Consider the following 15,482-nt stretch of genomic DNA (forward strand, 5'->3'; position numbering starts at 1 on the left):
CCGGATCATTTCTCAGGTCGTTTCTGCTTTGAGTGAGAAATTACTCAGGAAGTTCACATGAATATTTTCCCATATTATGATAAAGCAACGCATACTCATCATAAAAAGCAGCCATTTCCGGATGAAGTTTGTCCCCATAAATCTGCTTCAGCCCTCGCTCTGCCTTCTGATAATAGGTCCTTGCCTTGTCGTAATCTCCCGGATATCCACGCTCTCTAAAAAAAGAAGCCATATCGGAGTAATGTGTACTCAACTGTAGGATATCTGTTTCCGGATTCCGTTCGAATTTGTCTGCCGCCCAGAAATATAGTGCTTCAGCGCGATCCAACCGATTCAGTTTTGCATATATTCCAGCCAATAACTTTATAAGCAGAACAACTTCAATATTGTCAGACGAATAATATTTTTTACGGATTGCCAGAGCTTTCCTCAAATACGAAAGAGATTCGGGAAATTGATACATATTATAACTTACATCTGCAAGATTGTAGTAATCAGAAGAAACGATAATGGAATTCGGTCCGGAGACCCGTTCATCTATTTCTAATGCTCTTTGAAAAAATTGATACGCATTATCATAGTTTCCTATATCATAATAAATATATGCAAGATTTGTCAGAAACTCTGCATCCTGTTCATCACATAAATGATTCCATAGCACATCGGAAATAGACCATGAAAACGGGATTAAATAAGACTTTTCTGCACCATGCTCCTGCTCTCCGCATTCCATTTCTTTTGTAATGGAATGGATCACATATCTGCATTTTTCATACAGATGATCCTCATTCTGAAACCGTATGGCAGAAGCGATAACCGAATGCATGATATATGTTGAAACAAGCTTTCCATCGCTTTTAAGCCATCCTGTCTTTACCAGATATTCCAACTGTGACTTATGTTGAACCTTAATCCAATTTCTCACAGATTTATATTGGAATGGGATTGCCGGTATCACGGAAAGCTGGCACAGTAAATCATTATCCTGGATACGACACTTTGAAATCGCAAATAAAATTTTTAGTTGTTCTGTTACCCTCTTTTCTGCTCTTAATAATGGATGATGCGAATCAACTTCTTCATTACTCATGTGAAATCCTTTTTGGACAAGCAACACGTAAAATTCCTGCAAAGTTTTTTCTTCCATATTAGCTGTTTTTGCCAGAAGTTCCAGCATTACTGTATGATGTTCTATTAATTCCAGAATCTTATCTAAGTAATAATTATCGTGATCTCCCACATAATAATGATAAAAGATATCCCGACAGTCTTCTTCTGGCAAATGGTCTACAGGATATCTATAAAGCCCGCTAAACTGTTCGGTTCTACTCGTTACCAGTATCCTGCAGGGTAGGTCTCCCAATCTTTCAATATCCTGGTCCTGCACTACCGTTTCTACATTATCAATTACAATCAGTAGCTTCTCGCGCTGAGTTTGTATTATGTTGTATATATGTTCCCATGCCTTATCCCTGTCTGTATACCGCTTTGTATCATAAAACGCCTCAATCAGAGAATCCTTCAACTTTCCATTTGTATAAGTAACCCAAGCGATTTGATAAATACCTGTAACATCACAGGGCATCGAATAGATTTTTTTCAAAACAGATTTTGCTGTTTCCGTTTTACCTATCCCGCCTATCCCATACAGAAGCACCGATTTCCCAGATAAAACAATGGTAGTCCATAATTCGTTTTCAAGTATTGTTCTGTCCACATAGAACGAATCAATATCCGTAGGCGGATCAGATATATATTCCGGTTTTTTCTGCTGTGTGTCTTTATTCTCTTTCATAATAACCTGCAGCAATGCCAATACCTGGTCTATTTTTTTATCCTGTTCCCTTTGAAGTTCGCCGCTTAGCTGTATGTTATTCATCATAAACATAGGACACAAGATGTCATCTTTTATGATTTGTTCCTGAAAAGTGCGATACCACGCCAAGATATCATTTTGCTTTGCATATGTAGAATAGCAGCGCAGTATGTTTGCAATCCGCTCAGGTGTTAAATAACCTTCCCGGCACCACGCATCAAAAATACGTTCGCAAATTGCAGCGGATACATCTTCAATAGTCCCCTTGCAAAGATACTCTTTAGCACTTTTCTCAATCGCTCCATATAACCTGCATTCAAACGAATCAGGTCTATTACCTATCTTTTTTTTCAATTCTGCCCAGATTTTTCCGGTCCCGATATCAGCAGCTTTTTCCGTGAGATAGCCGATTACCGTAAATCCAGCAATCTCTTTTGTTGCTACTGATATAATGATTGATGCCAGATTCATATGTCCCTCCGCATTTTCTAAATCATGACCTAAGATGTGTTGCAGTAACGATTTAACAATTGTTACTGCAACACATCCTTAATATTTTCATTTACTCTTTGGCATCATATTTATCAGAACATCAGCAGCCTGTCAACTTAAATTTAGTTATTTACAGTTTTTGTTCTGATTACTTAACCTGTGTATCATAAAAATAAAAATGTATATATTTTCATACATTTTCTTTATCACTCTTTTTATTTCATTAATATCCATAAAGAATAACCAACAGGTCAATCTTGTTTTTATGCGAACCCGGTTCGCTTTATTGGATTGCACAGATAGCTACTTCTTTTGATACTTTCTGATTATTAATATCCTGCACAACAACAGAAAAAGAATACGTTCCTTCGCTTTGCGGAGTAAATGATGATTGCCGGCCGCCTTCTTCTGAATAAAAGTATATTTTCCCAATCCCAGCATCATCCACTGCGTTCTTTACAAAGATATCTGCGGTAATAGAGCAACCAACCAGGATCTGTGGTATATACTCATTCCACTCAACCTGTGGATTCTTTGTATCAACAATGGATAATGGCACTTTTAATACATCACCGGTTATCCGATTGATAACCTTAATCGTATATTCCCCGGAACGCCTGGTATTCACGCCAGTACTGTCAATGGTCAAATACTTATCAAAGACCCTGCTTACATTGATATAATCGTGTAAATTATTTTCATTTAATATATATTCTATATCCGTTCCTGCCTCTGCACACAAGCCTTCTCTAACATCAAATCGTGTGACATAGATAAAAACTGATAAAAACAAAATCACTGTTGCAAAAATAGCACAGATTTTTTTCTTTCCTTGCATTTTCAACCCATCCTTTCTTCTTTTATTGCATACATGGAAAAACGCATACACCAGACGATGTATGCGCAAAAGTGTTAATTTTTCTTATTCCAATATTCGATAACGGTTATGGCCCATGCCTGTGAAAGCGCAAATGGCTCTCCTTTTATTGTAGAAAATTGATTTTCAAATTCACTTAACTCTTTCACACAGCCATTCCAATAAGCATCTTCTGTTTCCGTCTGCCGAGTCCAATATTTTTGGCATAGCTTATAAAATGTCGTGAACATTTTCTTCTCTTCCGAATCATTTTCGAAAGTAAGCGAACAGGTCCGGTTGTCAAATAAGCTGTACGAATACAGATCACATGCCAACTGATACGATAAAGAATCAAAATCTCCTTTTTCACTGTATTTTTGACCGAATTCCACGCATAAGGCCCATAATTTCTTTTGACTCATATGTTCCATCGTGCACTTTTTCAGCAGTGCGTATAACTCACCAAACATGTTCCATTCTTTCATGTCTTTTTCAAATTTCATTCTTTTCCGCTCCTTTTATAATCCAAGCATGGATTCTGTCAGAATCTGAAGATAGTCTTCAAACTCCTTTGCTCTTTCCTGCTTTAATTCCCGTAAGTTAGCTACATGGTACTCACCAAGCGCATGTGTGTATGCATCGTTACATATTTCAGCAGCTCTTTTCGCCTCATAATATTTCACTTTACTTATATTACCGGCAATAATACAGTCATCAATACCTTTGCCATTTTTCTTTGACCAAAACGCATACCGAATATACAATCCTGGAAATTCATCCTGTATCTTCCGGATCATTTTTTCACTCTGCATAAAAAGTACATGCTTCCCCAGAATGTCAGCATCAAAAAATATAAAGACATTATGAATCCCTTTCATATGCTTAATTGTTTCTTCAATACCATGCCATGAAGTTACTCCCTGAACCGAAATGCTGATATTACCAGATTCTGTTAATTTCTCAGATTTAAAACGCCCTTCTGTGATGCATAAAGTATGTTTCTTTAACATCTGAGGATAACATACGTCTTTGGGGCTGCCACAGCCATTACCACCGTAATATTCGTCCGGATTGTATGTGGCAAATGAAGAGGAAAACCAGATGTATCGGGAATCACCTTCCTGAATCGTATCTTTCCTGATCTGGACAGCTACAATTCTGCTATCCGAATTTCGGATCAATATTCCCAGACCTTTATGCCCTGTAAAACTAAGTTTTCCACGTTTTTTGTCATAGAAAAATCCAGGTATATTCATTAAAATCTCATCTGTATACGCAGGATATTTTTCTTTGATCCTGGCAATAATGGTATCTTTCTGTCTCCAGTTTGTAGGGCAGGTAAAATAATCCTGCTCAATTCGTTCCAACGATATTTTACGATCCCGTATCAAGCTGAGTCTGTGATGTTCACTTAAAGAACAGCAGTCTTTCATACACTGATATACGTTATGTATGATCACAGGATTCACTTTTTTTCGTACCACTTTTTTCTTTTGATTTTGAGAATATCTGCTTTCTATTTTCTTCACATATAGTTCATCATATTTTCTACGATAATATCTGCGATATTCATCATACGTGATAAGTCCGAATTCATATGCTATCTCAAAAGCAGCTTCGAGATATGTTATATTTTTGTACAAAGATACAAATTTTACTCCGTTCCCAGCGTACTCATCTCCGCACGAAAAGCATTTCCACATACCCTTATCCGGTGTTACAATAAAGGACCCGAGTTTTGTATCTCGATGAAAAGGACATAGCCCCATCCAGTGTCTTCCTCTCGGAATCAGTTTCGTATACCGTCCTACAATCTGCTCTACGGATATCCGACCAAGTTTTTCAAACATTTCTTCGATAAACTCGTATCGATCTTTTACATTTGTCATTTTCTTCCCCCTTTACTTTTCTCCATATACTGAAACAATTATCATAAAAAATATGGGCGGTCATAGATATGAAAAAAGTCAGTCTTTCTTTGATAACGCGAACCGGGTTCGTTTTTTGAGAAAATAAATTTCTATTGTGAAAGGCAGCTACCTTACGAATCAATTCGTAAAATAACTGCCCTTCACTTATCTCGACTGGATTATCTGAATCGTATTTTTAACAATTGCATTATGGCTCCAATCGTCCCAGGTATATTTTTCATTTTCAAATGTGATCGTTGTCCCAGTGAGGCTGCTCTGCAGGTCCGCGATTACTCGAAAAGTATCTTCTGGCCGCACCCCATATGCCGATTCCTGCAGCCGTTCAATAGATACATTCTCATCTGCAGATGTTACCTGCGACAGATAATATCGGTTCACATCATTTTCCGTAACTTCATAAGCATTACCGGCCGGAATTCCCTTCCAGGTATATTTTACTGACACGTATCCGTCACTCTCTGTTTGCTTCTGCACATACTCTTTTGTAAACTCATAAAATTCGCTATATTCGTGACTGTTTCCAAGCAGATCGTTTCCTTTTACCGTAATTACAAATGTCGGATTCCCATTTGCAAAATTGATATGATCTGCACGGATTTTTTTAATGACGGTTAAATCTGTATACGGAAGATCATACATGGTCACTGTATTGGTAAGGTTTTCTTCTATAGTTACCTGAACCGGATCGGACAAAGCATATCCCGAAGGACTTTTTGTTTCAACCAGCCAGTAAACACCAGGCTGGATGCCATAAAAGACTTCCGGATCTTCGCCTGATACCCATTGTACTTTCTTCCCGGTAATGGTTGTCACAATACTGTCCGCAATATCTTTTGCCTTGCGTAACTCCAAAGAAGCTCCGGGAATAACCGTTTTTTTATCTGCCAGGGAGATCTTAGCAAATTCCGTTTTTGTCCATTTGTCAGTCATGGTGACGGTTTGAATTTCCTTTGTATCCTGGACAAGGAATGAAACATTATCTGCTTTTACATATCCCGAAGGCACAGAGGTTTCCTTGAGTATATATGTTTTTCCAACAACCAGCCTGTCTATTTCATTGCCATCTGCTGAAGAATCAAATTCTGCCACCTTTTTATTATCCGAATCATAAATTTCCAGGTGTGCACCTGTGATCGCTTTTCCCTCTTCATCTACTTTTTTAATAAGAATTCTTGTCGGATCATTTGTTACATTATATGAAAATTTTGCCGTGGAACTGGTATCTGTTGCCAATACACTAAACACTTGTGACCAGGCCGAGGAAGATGTATAACCAGCCGGAACGGATGTTTCCACTATTTTGAATTTTCCCTGGTTCCCGTTTTCCTGAAAGTTTGTTTTTAATGATTCTTTCAGAGATGCATTTACATCACTGCTGTATTTTTTATTTGTAGTATCCCAGCCAAGCTTGCCTTTTGCTACATAATTACCGGTACTCGGCTGATACTCGTAAACAGTAAAATCACATCCTGCTAAAGCTTCACCCGTTAAAGAATCCTTTTTTATTACTTCTACGCTGACCGGTTTTGAACTTTTCGTTGGATCTTTGGGGATATGCAGCGTAATTGTTTTGCTTACGGAGTATGTACCTCCCGTACCAGTCCATGTAATAAAACCAATCGGCTGCAAACTGGTATCTTTTGACTCATACATAGCGCATCCCCACCAGGCCCGCAAGGAAGTCTTCACAGTAATCGGGATATCTTTCCCTGTTACAGACCAGTCATTATACTGCTTTTCTGAAATATAGACATCAAAATCCGAATATGTTTTATTGTCTTTTTTGTGGACTTTCACGCCAGCAGGAGTCGAAATATCAACGGTATCTATTTGGTCACGCATATCATATCCGTAATAACTGTTAAAGGTAATATGGAAAGCTCCACCGGAATAATAATTTCCATCGGTACTCTTACTCCATGTATCTTTATAACCACTGACATCATAGGTTGTTGTACTGTTACTCAGCTTAAACCATCCGTCGCTGTCCCAACCGGTATAATTGGTGCTGTTGTTTGCTCCGTTGACAATATGTTCAATTGCAGTAATGACCTTGTTTTTTGTTGCTACTGAAGGAGATTTTACCCCTTTCAGGAGTACAGATAAGCCACTGTTTTTCGCTAATGCAGCTTCCGGATCCGCATTATTGATCGCAGCTTTGGCTGTTGCCAGACTGAACTCCCCATTCAAAATATGGATTGCTGTCTGTGTAACCACATAGTCATCCCGCCAGTCACCGGTATTTGCTGAATATCCAGGATAACGGCAGGTTTCTCCCCAGTACATGCAGCCATAGTAAAGTGCATAATGTACCTTACGGTTCGTCCATTTATTATTAAATATCAGATTATCGGAAGGGGAACTTTTCTGCCACTCCAGGCAATATACCATTCTCCATTTCCCGTTTGCATCCGGATTTGATCCGTCATTGTCGATCCATTTTAATCCCATCGCCAGATTCAGTGTTTTCGATGGAGAATTAAGTACATTTCCATTCCAATATACATCATAGCGCTGATTTAAGATTCTAAGGTTGCTCGAATTATCTAACGATGTCATGGCTATTCCGTAATCGCCTTTTGAATCTTCCTGTATCAGGGTACATAATGGTTCTGCATCATCTGCAGGTGATGCTGGCATGATCTGTTCCTGATCGTTTTCCAGTATTTGTTCTGAAGCAGCTACAGGAATCCCTGTAAAAACTGTTATCATAAGCAAGAGAATACTAAGAGACTTTCTCCATATTTTTTTCATCAAATATCTCCTTTCTGCCAAAAAACCGGAGCAGATACCCCACTCCGGTTTATTTATCGCTATTTTACTGATTGCATCAGTTTGTTTCAAAGTTAGATACTAACGTAGTAGCAGTACCATTATCAACATTCTGATTGGAATATGTTACATATGCCGCTTTCGCCTGCGTGATCACATCTGCGGTGGATGTTGGAACACCATTTCCATTATTTCCCAGAGTGTTGGAATCTTCATCACCGCCAGTACCAGTATGAGCTGCCTGGATGGCAAATACCTTGATCGGCATCTGATAAGATACCAGATCCAACTGGCCTTCCACAACATTGATCATTCGGATCTTCTCAAATAATGGTGTCGTTTTTTTCTGAATAGTTTCACCTACCAGATCTGCATATTTTGTATTGATGGAATCTGTATTGGCGAGCATGCTGTTGTATGCATATGTAAATACCAGATATCCTTTGATCACTCCGTTAGCGTCATCATCACCGGCAGCCAAACCTGTTTTTTCAACCTGCAGCAATGTCCATCCATCTTTTGTATCATTGATATTATTGGTCAGGCTATGACCGTTAGGTGCCTGGGAAGTATCCAGTCCTTCAGAGGCCGGATCGAATTTGACAAGTGATGCATCACCAACCAGAAATTCATCCTGTGCATCCTTTGTCGGCTCTCCTTCCCCATAGGTGATCAACATATGATGAGCCGTTGTACGTTTGCCATTGGTGTCTTTATCAAACAGTGTGCCATCATCATTTACCTTTGTTACTTTTCCGTATGGTATTTTCACCTGCATATAGACAAAGGCCGGGGAAATACTGTCTTCATCCGCTGTGATTTGCGGATCTTTGTTGAAGATATCTCCCGGAGTGACCTGTTCTTTATCTCCCGGATCTTCCGGATCATGTGTCCAGTTTGGTTCCGAAGGTGTAATGCTGACTTTTCCTTCTGTAAATTTGTTCGTGACATGATCATAATCTGTGAGATAGGCCAGGGCACCGGTCTGATTCAGACATAAGCCCACGGCAGCCAGAGTAGTAGCACCCACAGCGATTGCCCGTTTTAACTTTCCTGTTTTTTTCTTTTCCTCCTTAGAAATGAATTTTTCCTGTTTTTTCATCCTGTATCCTCCTTATTTTGGAATGTTGACGGTAGGATCCGTCTCAATGTGTTAAGTGATCCTTAACAATTCACTATGAATATAGGCGATGGATTATGGGAAACAGGAAAAACTGTCAGAGCAAAGATGTATTTTCTTTTTGCAACAAACTCAATATTTCTCCGCCTCTTGAAGTTATTTTTATATTCTGTAATAGAAAACGAACCGGATCTGCCGCATAATCATTTGCACGGCATCCCGGTTCGTTTTCTCAAGATTCTCTATTTTGTGCACGCAACTGTATGGTTTGTGCAACCAGTCGTTTGCGCTCCTTCATAGAAGCATATTTTTTTGATGTGTCTACGGAAGAGTGCCCCAGTGTTTCCGCAACAAGATACAGATCCCCGGTTTCCTGATACAACTGGGTTCCAAATGTGGAACGCAGCTTATGGGGCGTTATCTTTTTGTACGGCACATACATTTTTGCAAATTTCACAATCATTTTTTCAATCGCATCCACACTGATCCGGTTATTCTTCAAGGAAAGAAATAACGCATCTTCTGATCCCTTTTCTGGTATCAGGTTCAGTCGCTGCTCATGCAAATAGTCCTCCAGAACATACTGCACTTCATTGTTAAAAAATACGATCTGTTCATTTTCACCTTTTCGTGTCATTTTAATAGAATTATCTTTAAAATTCACATCCTGAATGTCAAGACCAACACATTCCGAGATCCGAATCCCGGTTCCCAGTAGAAGAGTAGTAATTGCCAGATCCCGAAGCCTGGTTTTATCCAGATATTTTTTCTGGTGTTTTGATATCTTATCGGATCCATTCTCGATCCCACTTAGAAGAATCTCTACCTCGTCCGGATCTAATTGTATGATTTCTTTTGTATGTATCTTCGGTGTTGAAACACGAGCTGCAGGATTTCTTTTCATTTCACCAATTCCTGTATAATAATCGAAAAAACTTCTTAGGCAGGACAATTTCCGCGCAATCCCCGTCGGTGTATTATGAATCGTCCGGTGTCCTTTTTCGTCCAGATGATAGCATTTCAGATATGACAGATAGGATTCAATATCATGTACCGAAAGCTGCTCTAAATGCGCAATTGTAATATCACGTACCTGCATGTACAGTAACGATGGATTTTTGGTTATGATATATCGGAAAAAAGTACGAAGGTCATACGCGTAAGCAACCCTGGTTCGCGCACTTAGTGAAAATTCATTTGCGTAAAAATATCTGCTTGCAAATTCTGGAAGTTCATCAAGAATTTTTCTCAAACGCAGATCATTTCTTAAAGATTCATTGACATGATAGGATTCATTTTGACTCATGATTTTTCCTCCAAATACGATAATTTTTGAAAGAAAATCGGAATTTCTAAAAAACAGAATCGCTTAAAGCATCAAGAGGCGGATAAATACACATTTAACCGCCTCTTACCTGAATATATGCGAAGGAGTTTACCACTCTCCTGTCGCATATAGAATAACCTGTAAAACGAAATATTCTCGTTGTGTAAAGGGGAACTCTGCGGGAAAGGTTGATCCACAAACAAGGTCATATTTTATTCTAAGGTCATTTCTAATATGGTTGATTCCTGTATGACATTTTCCATAATTGCTTCAGTTTATTCATTTTTAAGAAACGGTAGATTCTTTTTTGAATGTCTAATTTTCTTTCAGGGAAATTATAATGGATTCTGAAGGACGTCGTAGTTTTGCATGCGGACAGATTTTATTATTTTCCAACATTTGTAGCTAATTTCATGATATAAAAATGAACTGTTTATATTCTCTTTACAAATAATAAGAGATATTTGTAGTATCTACATTACTCTTCCCATAGTGAAATCATTTATTCTTTCGCACCACCAGTTCCGATATGCTTTTCTTTATAAATGGTTGGAATAAAACAATTTCACTTCATAATATTTCCCTTAAAAAAGTTCTTGTTATATTATAAGCAAACAAAGCTATCTATTACTAGATAGCTTTGCGTTGTTTTATTATCTTTTCAGCAGTTTCTTTAATTTTACTCTAATCAAATAATAAAATCAGACCTATATGTTGTTCATAACCACTGAATCCGCACATAATTTTTCTTATCTGTTGCTATTAAGTGTCATCAGAATTCAATTGCAGATTTCATATCATATGATTTATCTATATCTGCCTCCGATATATCTAACGCTCCACAGTAGCAACTGTTTCCATAATAAATTATGCTTTTTCCATTTGTTTCACATATAATTCTAGGGCGAATTATTGTCATTGGTGCTACGTTATCAAGATGTATTTCTCCATTTATCGCATTACTACTTTTCACATCTACAATCTGATTAATCATATATTGAACCTTAAATTTTGAAAAATAACCAGACGGGATGTATAAATACGAGAATTCTGAACTTCATGTATTACCGAAAGTTCATAATCACTACAATCTTCAAGATCTTTCATAATCTGATAGCTTTTTACATCTTTACGCACAATATCATCACACTGAATCATCATTGCCGGGACCACCTCCAATGCTTCTGATATTTTCTCCAGACCTTCTCTCCCTATATTTTTTCTTCCCGTTTCCACTTGTGAAATATAAGAAGTAGAAAGATTCGCTGCTTCAGCTAACTGATCTTGTGTCATATTCTTTTTCTTACGGTAAAATTTTATCCTTTGGGAACTTTCCATCGCTTTTATCCTCTAGCATTTTTTCTTTATATATGAAAATTGTAATCATAAACCTGTAAATACGGAAGAAACTACAAGTCACACTTTTCTTTACTTTTTGTGCGAGTTTTCTGCACAAAAAAAGAACAGCTTTTACACTGTTCTCAATCCTAGCAGTTCTTTTACATTTTTCTACATTATTTTACTCAATGATATTTTTTTACTCTCCAAAAACTTTTAATAATTCATATAACATACGGGCAAAAGCGTCTACTTTTCCCTTTTGTTCCTCTCGTAATTTTCTGTATATAGTTTCTGATTTTGACAACATATACTGTGATTCATCCTGCATAAAATAATCAACAGTAACTCCCAGGGAAATCGCCACTCGATATAAAACGTATGCCGAGCATCCTTTCTTCCCTGACTCAACTTCATAAAGAAATTTAGCCGATATATCTGCACATTCCGCCAAGTATTCCCTTGTATATTCTTTTTGTAAACGTAATTTTTTTATTCTCTTTCCAATTTCTATATTAAATTCGTCATATGCATGTTCCATTTTTAATACCCTTGTTTATCATACGAAATTTCCTTACTTTAAAAAACACACTATCATTCCTGTAATATGTATTTTAGTTCTATTCATATTATACTGACGAAACATCTACTTTCTATAAATTTGACTGAACAATCCGTTTTTCTCTTCCAACACAAAAATGCTTCCTCTTCTTCCTATATATTTATCAACTTTATATCTTCAGTTTCTATTTCTCCACATTCAGTCAAGAAAATCCATATTGCTATCAAAAAATAGTATCCTCAGTCATAAATAAATCAGCGAGGATTCTATATGAAAAACTTTAAAACATTTTTGCAAACAAATTACCATTATACCGATTACCAAATAAAAGTTATGGATTATTTCATAAAAACCTGTCTTTCAGAAATAAGTAAATTTATGTTGATGGGATTTTTCTTCTCCTATTTTTCTGCATTCCCTTATTATCTCTATGCAACACTGATTTTATGGGTCTTAAGATTCTGTAGCGGAGGATTACATTGTAAAACTTATATGGGATGTTTACTATTTTCTCATACTTATTTAGTACTCTGCATCCTTGTGCTTCCTCGGCTGTATCTGTCAACTATTTGGGAACTAATTCTTTTACTCATGTGTATTGTAATCTCATATTTTATAGCTCCGGTTCCTTCTATATATCGACAGCATATTACTTCAAACCGCCGGAAACAATACCGAACATACCTATTTATTTTTTTATTTATACATTTTATTTTCACGTTCATTTTCTCTCAAAATCAATATCTTACCGTTGGATTTTGGGTGATTATGATACATATGCTTCAACTGACAATCGCTTATGCAAAGGAGGTGTTATCGTGAAATCACTTTTAGAAGTTGTATGTAGTTTGTGTTTAGCTGGTTCTGCTATGATGCACTGGGAAGGCTGCAGTATTTTATTCTTTGGTGAATATCCATTCCCTGAAAAATAACTAAAAATACTCGGACGGAGTACACACATGATGTTCTCTATCCGAGTATTTTTTATAACTCTATGATTATCGCTAAACAATCTCTTTCTTCAAAATTAATTTTAAGAACTCTGGGTTCAAAATGATAACGCTGGCCATACTCTGCAATTTTATGTAATCCCAACCCCTGATGCCCCTTTTTACTGCTATATCCCTCATCAAAGAACTTTATCACTTTTCCATATGCCAGATCCTCTACCGTATTTGCCACTTGTATTAAAAAAGATTCTTCTTTCACCACACGCACATAAATCATGGGATTTTTTATTTTTTCCACCGCTTCTATCGCATTATCCAATAAAATCCCCAAAATCTCAATCATAACAAATTCCGGAATCCTACACATTTCTTGTTCTACACCAAGAGTGTATTTTATTCCAATTCCTTTCGCATCTGCCTCTAAAAATTTGCTATATAAAAACCCAGCCAATACAGGCCAATTATTACTTAGCAAACGATAAAATTTATTTTCATACAAAAGAGTTCCCACATATTTCTGTTGTTCCTTAACCAGTTCCTCATAAGTCTTTACCATATAGTGCATTCCGATAATCGCCTGTAGATGATTATGGAATTCATGTTGCTTTTTTCGCATTGCGGAAACTAAACTTGCAAACGATTTGTCATACATTTTATGCATCTGTAACTCTCTTTCAACCTTTGCTTTATTTTCCTTCTCATTTTGCCAACTATATACCAGAATACAGGTCAAACTTCCTACAAGCAACAACATCATAAACTGACCCACAGATGTTTCCATTTCTTTTTTATATTGAAAAATCCCTTTAATCATTACCAAAAAAGTAGTCAGAAATGCTATAGACACCATAAAATTCTTCTTCATCACAAAATTATATAAGCTATGCAATTCTCTCCGAATAAGCAGCAAAATAATAAATGCTATAAAATTTATACTGATGGCACTTAACGAATCCGTCAAAAATTCCAATCGAAGTAAGGTAAGGATCAAAACTCCTACTAATTGTTCTACTCCTAAAACGGTCACATAAATTAGATTTGCAACTACTGAACTTTTTATATTTGCACCAAATTCCGCAATAATATAAATAAAAATCAGAAAATACATCAACATTGACAAATTCCGGTTCGCATTATACATATTGATTAACTCAAATAAAATGCAGTCCGCACAGATCAATAAAACACTTTGAATGTCTATCTTTATTTTTTTGTTATATATAAAATGTAGACAACATATAATATTACAAATTTCCATTAACGTATAGAGTCGTTCACCCATTTTTCATCTCCCTTACAAATTTTTTTCGATAAACAAGCCCTACTTCAACGATTTTATCCGTACCACGAAAAGATATGTAACGATTTATCATATCCACACTTTTAATGTAATTTTTATTGACAAGCGTACTTCTGCTACATTGGAAAAATCCAAATCCATCTGCTTCACTCATAAATTCCTTAATGGTTATATATGGTATTTCCAGCAGCTCATCCTGCAAATATATTGAGAGAATATGATTTCTGGTTTCCACACAAATTACTTTATGCAATGGTACTGCAAATAAGATACCATCTTTTCTCAACCATATAGTTTTTTCCTTTTCCACAGGTACTGTATTTTCCAGAGCCTTTATTACCAGTTTTCTCGCTTCTTCCATCGAAAACGGTTTTTCAAGATATCCAAAGCTATGCAGCTCTCGATATGCATAAAGTTCTGGATCAGCTAATACAGTAATAAATATCATCGGTGTCAACTGATACTTCTTATAATTTCGCATTTCACGAGCAAAGGCCAGTCCAGAAGTATCACCTGGCTGCTTTGTATTCAAAATGATATCCAGAATAAATATATCTATCTGTTGTTTCACAGCGCAGACACAGGCTTCTTCATAGGTTTGTACCGGAAAAGTTATAATCTCCGGACTTATTTCCCGTATCATTTTTTCTAAAGAAGTCAGAGTTTTTACATTATCCTCCAAAATTAATATACGCTTCATTTTGATGTACTTCCAAATTCTTGAATTAATTTTATCCCTTGCTCAATCACACCCTCAAGTCTCTCTCTTGTTTTTTCCGGAAATTCTGGTCCTATGTCAAGATTTAGTACAAGTTAAAATGAGGTTTTCCCCATCTTAACTTGCCATTGGCTCTTCGTTCTGTTGCAATCTACGGTATAGTTCTTCGTAGTCATTTGGTGACATGTAATCGCAATGACTATGGATTCGCTTGGTGTTATAGAATGCCTCCAGATATTCGAATACCAATCGATATGCATGATTATAGTCGCGGATTTTGAAGCGATTCAGCCATTCGCG

Annotated in this window: 13 protein-coding genes; 1 reads left to right on the plus strand and 12 read right to left on the minus strand. The window is 36.8% G+C overall.

From position 1 onward, the window contains the following. Positions 1–40: 40 nt before the first annotated feature. From FYJ57_RS12675 to FYJ57_RS12715, 9 genes are all read right to left on the minus strand, one after another. The gene (locus tag FYJ57_RS12675) at positions 41–2,287 is read right to left on the minus strand and encodes a tetratricopeptide repeat protein (protein WP_154432931.1); all 2,247 of its coding nucleotides are present in this window, start codon (positions 2,285–2,287) and stop codon (positions 41–43) included. 304 nt (positions 2,288–2,591) lie between these two features. After that, positions 2,592–3,146, minus strand: a complete 555-nt coding sequence (locus FYJ57_RS12680; protein WP_154432932.1) for a hypothetical protein — start codon at positions 3,144–3,146, stop codon at positions 2,592–2,594. A 74-nt stretch (positions 3,147–3,220) separates the two neighbouring features. Next, positions 3,221–3,667: a hypothetical protein gene (locus FYJ57_RS12685; protein ID WP_154432933.1), complete on the minus strand. Its 447-nt coding sequence runs from the start codon at positions 3,665–3,667 to the stop codon at positions 3,221–3,223. Between the two features lie 15 nt (positions 3,668–3,682). Further along, positions 3,683–5,053: a CHC2 zinc finger domain-containing protein gene (locus FYJ57_RS12690; RefSeq protein ID WP_154432934.1), complete on the minus strand. Its 1,371-nt coding sequence runs from the start codon at positions 5,051–5,053 to the stop codon at positions 3,683–3,685. 186 nt (positions 5,054–5,239) lie between these two features. Beyond that, complete coding sequence (locus FYJ57_RS12695; protein ID WP_154432935.1) at positions 5,240–7,849, minus strand: MSCRAMM family protein; 2,610 nt, start codon at positions 7,847–7,849, stop codon at positions 5,240–5,242. 76 nt (positions 7,850–7,925) lie between these two features. Continuing rightward, a complete protein-coding gene (locus FYJ57_RS12700; protein WP_154432936.1) occupies positions 7,926–8,969 on the minus strand; it encodes a TasA family protein in 1,044 nt (347 codons plus the stop codon). Positions 8,970–9,219: 250 nt separating this feature from the next. Then, positions 9,220–10,293: a tyrosine-type recombinase/integrase gene (locus FYJ57_RS12705; protein ID WP_154432937.1), complete on the minus strand. Its 1,074-nt coding sequence runs from the start codon at positions 10,291–10,293 to the stop codon at positions 9,220–9,222. A 1,011-nt stretch (positions 10,294–11,304) separates the two neighbouring features. Then, the gene (locus tag FYJ57_RS12710) at positions 11,305–11,652 is read right to left on the minus strand and encodes a helix-turn-helix domain-containing protein (RefSeq protein ID WP_154432938.1); all 348 of its coding nucleotides are present in this window, start codon (positions 11,650–11,652) and stop codon (positions 11,305–11,307) included. Positions 11,653–11,851: 199 nt separating this feature from the next. After that, entirely contained in the window at positions 11,852–12,193 is a 342-nt protein-coding gene (locus FYJ57_RS12715) for a helix-turn-helix domain-containing protein (protein ID WP_154432939.1), read from the minus strand. Between the two features lie 291 nt (positions 12,194–12,484). Here FYJ57_RS12715 and FYJ57_RS16590 point away from each other — a divergent pair, with 291 nt between their 5' ends. Continuing rightward, positions 12,485–13,036, plus strand: a complete 552-nt coding sequence (locus FYJ57_RS16590; protein WP_154432940.1) for an accessory gene regulator B family protein — start codon at positions 12,485–12,487, stop codon at positions 13,034–13,036. A gap of 162 nt (positions 13,037–13,198) precedes the next feature. Here FYJ57_RS16590 and FYJ57_RS12725 read toward each other — a convergent pair whose 3' ends face one another. From FYJ57_RS12725 to FYJ57_RS12735, 3 genes are all read right to left on the minus strand, one after another. Beyond that, a complete protein-coding gene (locus tag FYJ57_RS12725) occupies positions 13,199–14,446 on the minus strand; it encodes a sensor histidine kinase (RefSeq protein ID WP_154432941.1) in 1,248 nt (415 codons plus the stop codon). Further along, positions 14,439–15,164: a LytR/AlgR family response regulator transcription factor gene (locus tag FYJ57_RS12730; protein ID WP_154432942.1), complete on the minus strand. Its 726-nt coding sequence runs from the start codon at positions 15,162–15,164 to the stop codon at positions 14,439–14,441. The genes FYJ57_RS12725 and FYJ57_RS12730 overlap by 8 nt, the downstream gene beginning before the upstream one ends. Positions 15,165–15,299: 135 nt before the next feature. Then, positions 15,300–15,482, minus strand: a 183-nt coding sequence (locus tag FYJ57_RS12735) for an IS3 family transposase (protein ID WP_154432943.1), incomplete at its 5' end; no start/stop codon positions are given.

This window comes from Oliverpabstia intestinalis (genome assembly GCF_009696065.1).
GTDB classification, from domain to species: Bacteria; Bacillota; Clostridia; order Lachnospirales; family Lachnospiraceae; genus Oliverpabstia; species Oliverpabstia intestinalis.

Excerpts from the sequence above, each read along its gene's own strand:
- FYJ57_RS12690 (WP_154432934.1), bottom strand. The coding sequence starts at position 5,053 with ATGACAAATGTAAAAGATCGATACGAGTTTATCGAAGAAATGTTTGAA.
- FYJ57_RS12730 (WP_154432942.1), bottom strand. The coding sequence starts at position 15,164 with ATGAAGCGTATATTAATTTTGGAGGATAATGTAAAAACTCTGACTTCT.
- FYJ57_RS16590 (WP_154432940.1), top strand. The coding sequence starts at position 12,485 with ATGAAAAACTTTAAAACATTTTTGCAAACAAATTACCATTATACCGAT.
- FYJ57_RS12680 (WP_154432932.1), bottom strand. The coding sequence starts at position 3,146 with ATGCAAGGAAAGAAAAAAATCTGTGCTATTTTTGCAACAGTGATTTTG.
- FYJ57_RS12710 (WP_154432938.1), bottom strand. The coding sequence starts at position 11,652 with ATGGAAAGTTCCCAAAGGATAAAATTTTACCGTAAGAAAAAGAATATG.
- FYJ57_RS12700 (WP_154432936.1), bottom strand. The coding sequence starts at position 8,969 with ATGAAAAAACAGGAAAAATTCATTTCTAAGGAGGAAAAGAAAAAAACA.
- FYJ57_RS12675 (WP_154432931.1), bottom strand. The coding sequence starts at position 2,287 with ATGAATCTGGCATCAATCATTATATCAGTAGCAACAAAAGAGATTGCT.
- FYJ57_RS12705 (WP_154432937.1), bottom strand. The coding sequence starts at position 10,293 with ATGAGTCAAAATGAATCCTATCATGTCAATGAATCTTTAAGAAATGAT.
- FYJ57_RS12685 (WP_154432933.1), bottom strand. The coding sequence starts at position 3,667 with ATGAAATTTGAAAAAGACATGAAAGAATGGAACATGTTTGGTGAGTTA.
- FYJ57_RS12695 (WP_154432935.1), bottom strand. The coding sequence starts at position 7,849 with ATGAAAAAAATATGGAGAAAGTCTCTTAGTATTCTCTTGCTTATGATA.
- FYJ57_RS12725 (WP_154432941.1), bottom strand. The coding sequence starts at position 14,446 with ATGGGTGAACGACTCTATACGTTAATGGAAATTTGTAATATTATATGT.
- FYJ57_RS12715 (WP_154432939.1), bottom strand. The coding sequence starts at position 12,193 with ATGGAACATGCATATGACGAATTTAATATAGAAATTGGAAAGAGAATA.